Raw genomic sequence first — 3,658 nt, 5'->3', positions numbered from 1 at the left:
GGCAGAGAAAAGAAAAGATGCGCGTGTGGCTCGCGAATGGCTGGTTAATCTACCGCATGAGTTAAGCGCAGAAGACCGAAAAGAGCTAGCGCATAGCTTCGCCCAAACCTTAGCAGATCGTTACGACACGATTGCCGATTGTGCCATTCATAAACCAACTGACAAAGAAATTGAGCGAGGGGCAGACCCGCGCAACTTCCACGCTCATATCATGTTTACTACGCGCTGTGCTGAGCTTGACGATAAAAACGAGATCATACTCACCGACAAAGCGACCATCGAGCTATCGGATAAAAAACGGCGTTCGCTTGGCATGGAGCGCGTGAGCCATGAGATTAAAGACGTTCGCCAAATATGGGAGCAGATCGCCAACGAAAAACTAGCCGAGCATGACCATAAATTGATTGATAGTCGCAGCTATGCCGCGCAAGGGATTGATATTGAGCCACAGCTCAAAATGGGGTCAGTCGCTACCAAGCTAGAACGTGACAAATACGAGCGAGAGCTAAGAAAAGCAGAGCAAGCCAAAGAAGAAGGCAAGCATTACGAGATTGATAAAACGCCAGCAACACAGCTCGGCACCATCAACGAAATAATCAACGAACGTAACGAGCTAGTGTGGGGCGTTGAGCTTGCCAAAAACCAGAAAGTGAATGATGCCGCTGATACCATTATCTTGAATGGCCATAAAATCAAAGATATTGAACACAGCATACCGCCACCACAGGCGATCAGCAGCAATTTACCCAAGCCAAGCATGGCAACCACAGCAGATGAACCCATCAAAAAACCTGACCCAACACCTGCGCTAAAGCCTAAAGCCCCCACTTTAGATGCGGTTGCACAAGCAATGGCAATGGCTCAGGGCGTTAAGACAAAACGCGAGAATGAGCAAAAACAAAAAGAGGTGGCGCTGGAGCAGCAGCGAAAGCATGAGCTTGCTGAACAACAAAAACGTGAACAAGCAGAACGTGAGCGCATTGAACAGGCACGAGCCGACAAAGCAAGGCAGCTGGAGCTTGAGAACAAGAAATTCACGACTGACAAAAGAGCATTGTACGACTCCGCAGTGGCACGAGCCGAGCAGCACACGCAAAAAGGGATTGATCCAAGCAGCAAATCTGGTAAACATATTTTAGCGATTGCAGTCGCTAATGATGTGATGCACAACCTCAATCAGTATATTGATAAAGTAGATACCACACAAAGACAGCGCGAGCTTGCAATGAGTGAGCGTGACAAGCTAACAGACTTTGCTTACGACAAATCAACGCAAGCACTAACTGAAATTAAAAAGCTACACTATACCAGTGAGCGTAAATCGCACACAGCAGCCCTACAAGGTGCTTTAAGTGCATTTACAGACAATCACAGTCAAACTATCGAACAGACGCAACAGATAGCCATTGAGAGCGTAAAAAAAGACATTGCAGACTACAGTAATGAGATTAACCGCAGCCGCAGCTATGGATTAGGAAGATAAAAATGTCAGAGACACCCAACCTTGAAGACCTACTTACCGCCATTGCCACATTGACAGAACATAATACCGCCTTGTTAGAAAAAATAGAGGCAACAGATCAAGCCACCAAAGACAGAGACGCAGCAACCGCCAAGCTGGTAAACAATCTAACAGCTCAGCTCAAGGATTATCAAGAACGAGAGAATGTCATCAAATCAGCGATTGCTATTGGTGCGGCTAAAGAGGTTAGCAAAGAGGTGTCTGCGGTGCTGAATCACTACCATAACCAGTTAACGCAAGGCGTTGGCGGTCATGTTGAAAAAGCGAATCATCACTTAGTACAAACCGTGAACCTAGCCACCACCAGCATTAATGATTTATCCATATTATCGTCAGATATGAAAAAAACCTTTGATGCCAACTTTAAGAGTTTAAGCTTTTTTTCTACTGAGTTTGAGGAACAAAATCGGCAATTAGCCAATGATGCCAAAAACACGTTAATCAGTGTTAGGAAGGAAGCCAGAGAAGGCGCTGAACGATATACAAGAGAGTTGTCAGATGAGTTTGCTAGATCGCTTAGCTGGAAGGCTTCTGCTCTAGTAGGTGGTGTCTGTGCTTGTATATTTGCTCTTACTTTATTTTCTGTTTGGTTACTTGTGCCTAGCAAAGCAGACATTGCAGAGCGTCAAACTAAATACAATAGTTTAGCAGCAGCTAAGATTGCTCATAATGTGGTTAACGGTCCAGATGGTGAATTTTATGCGAGAGTCACTCCGAATACTTGCTTTACAGGTACAGATAAGTATCGATACTGCAAATTTAGATAGGTAAAAGCTCTTGTTCTTTTAGTTAATAAAAAAAAGAAAAAAGGTTTTTAATGTTTTTAATGCTTTTAAAAGCTTTTACGTCCGCTACAGGGTATGCCGTTCATAGGTCTTAGACCCCATTCGACTACGTTTAGCGACCCATTCGACTACGTTTAGCGACCCATTCGACTACGTTTAGCGACCCATTCGACTACGTTTAGCGACCATTTGACTACAGTAATTGAAAGTTGTAGTTTAATGTGTTTATAATGTTGATGCCGTCCATTAATGAGCAGAAATAATGAGTAAGCTAATCACCAAAGATAATAAATTAATAAATGCCAGTTACTCACTTGGCATACCTGAGCAGCGAGTTATCTTTTTGGCTATTGTTGAAGCTCGCGCACAAGAGCGAATGATTGATGCTAGAGGTGTGCTACAAATTCATGCAAGCAGCTATCAAGAACAATTTAAGGTGGAAAAGCATTCAGCATACAAAGCTTTAAAAAGTGCTGCTAATGGTTTGTTCGAGTCTTATTTTGAATATGATTATATTCATGAAAAGACAGGAAAATCAGCGCATCGTGTCGTTAGGTGGGCGCAAGCAGTAAGCTACATAGAAACGGCTGGTATGATTGAATTACAGTTTACTGATGCCGTTATTCCACTAATAACAAGGCTTAGCGAGCAATACACTGAATATGATTTAAAGCAGGTTAGCGAGTTGCAAAGCGAGTATGCAATCAGGCTTTATGAGTTAATGATGCAATGGAAATCAGTTGGCAAAACAAACAAAATACCGCTTGCTGAATTCCGTACAAAACTAGGCGTTGAGCCTGAACAGTATAAGAAAATGTGTAACTTCAAAGCTCGGGTGTTAGACCTTGCGATTAGTCAAATAAACGACTTCACCGATGTGACAGCCACGTATGAGCAGCATAAAGCTGGTAGGGCTGTCACTGGCTTTACATTTAAGTTTCAAATGAAGAAAAGCAAAGAAAAAGCTGCTGCTAATATTGAGAGTGATAACAGCGACAGATCTACTATTGAAGGTCTAAATGACAAACAGCTAGGACGTATTGCTCGCAATCCTAGTTTTGTAGCAGATTATAACGATCTAGTGAGTTCGACTAGCCCAGCTGGTCAGGATATGAAGGTGTGGGAGTTTGAAATGATTAATCGCCTTAAAAAAGACGCTTCTCAATTTAAGAAACGTCCAATCAGGGATTATTTAGATTATTAATGCTAGCGGTCTATTATAAGTGGTTCCATTATAGTAGTCTGTTTTAAGTAGTCTGTTAATAGGTTTGAAGGCTGAAATATTTGGTTCCCTTGGGGTATACGCCTAGAAACTAATTTTTCTGTTTAAATAGCTTCTTAAGATAATCAC

3 protein-coding genes are annotated in these 3,658 nt (G+C 42.5%); all 3 read left to right on the top strand.

Annotation, left to right across the window (positions count from 1 at the left end; translation table 11 throughout):
- The coding region (locus tag JFC08_RS13470; RefSeq protein ID WP_198331086.1) for a MobA/MobL family protein at positions 1 to 1,483 on the top strand (1,483 nt) is incomplete at its 5' end.
- A 2-nt stretch (positions 1,484 to 1,485) separates the two neighbouring features.
- The gene (locus JFC08_RS13465; protein WP_198331085.1) at positions 1,486 to 2,289 is read left to right on the top strand and encodes a hypothetical protein; all 804 of its coding nucleotides are present in this window, start codon (positions 1,486 to 1,488) and stop codon (positions 2,287 to 2,289) included.
- 280 nt (positions 2,290 to 2,569) lie between these two features.
- Positions 2,570 to 3,511 carry a replication initiation protein RepM gene (repM, locus tag JFC08_RS13460; RefSeq protein WP_198331084.1) on the top strand — a complete coding sequence of 314 codons (942 nt, stop codon included), beginning with the start codon at positions 2,570 to 2,572 and terminating at the stop codon, positions 3,509 to 3,511.
- Positions 3,512 to 3,658: the final 147 nt, after the last annotated feature.

Source organism: Psychrobacter cibarius (assembly GCF_016107535.1).
Lineage (GTDB): Bacteria > Pseudomonadota > Gammaproteobacteria > Pseudomonadales > Moraxellaceae > Psychrobacter > Psychrobacter cibarius.
Note: the sequence above shows the minus strand (reverse complement) of the source record. Positions and strands in the feature narration are given on the sequence as shown.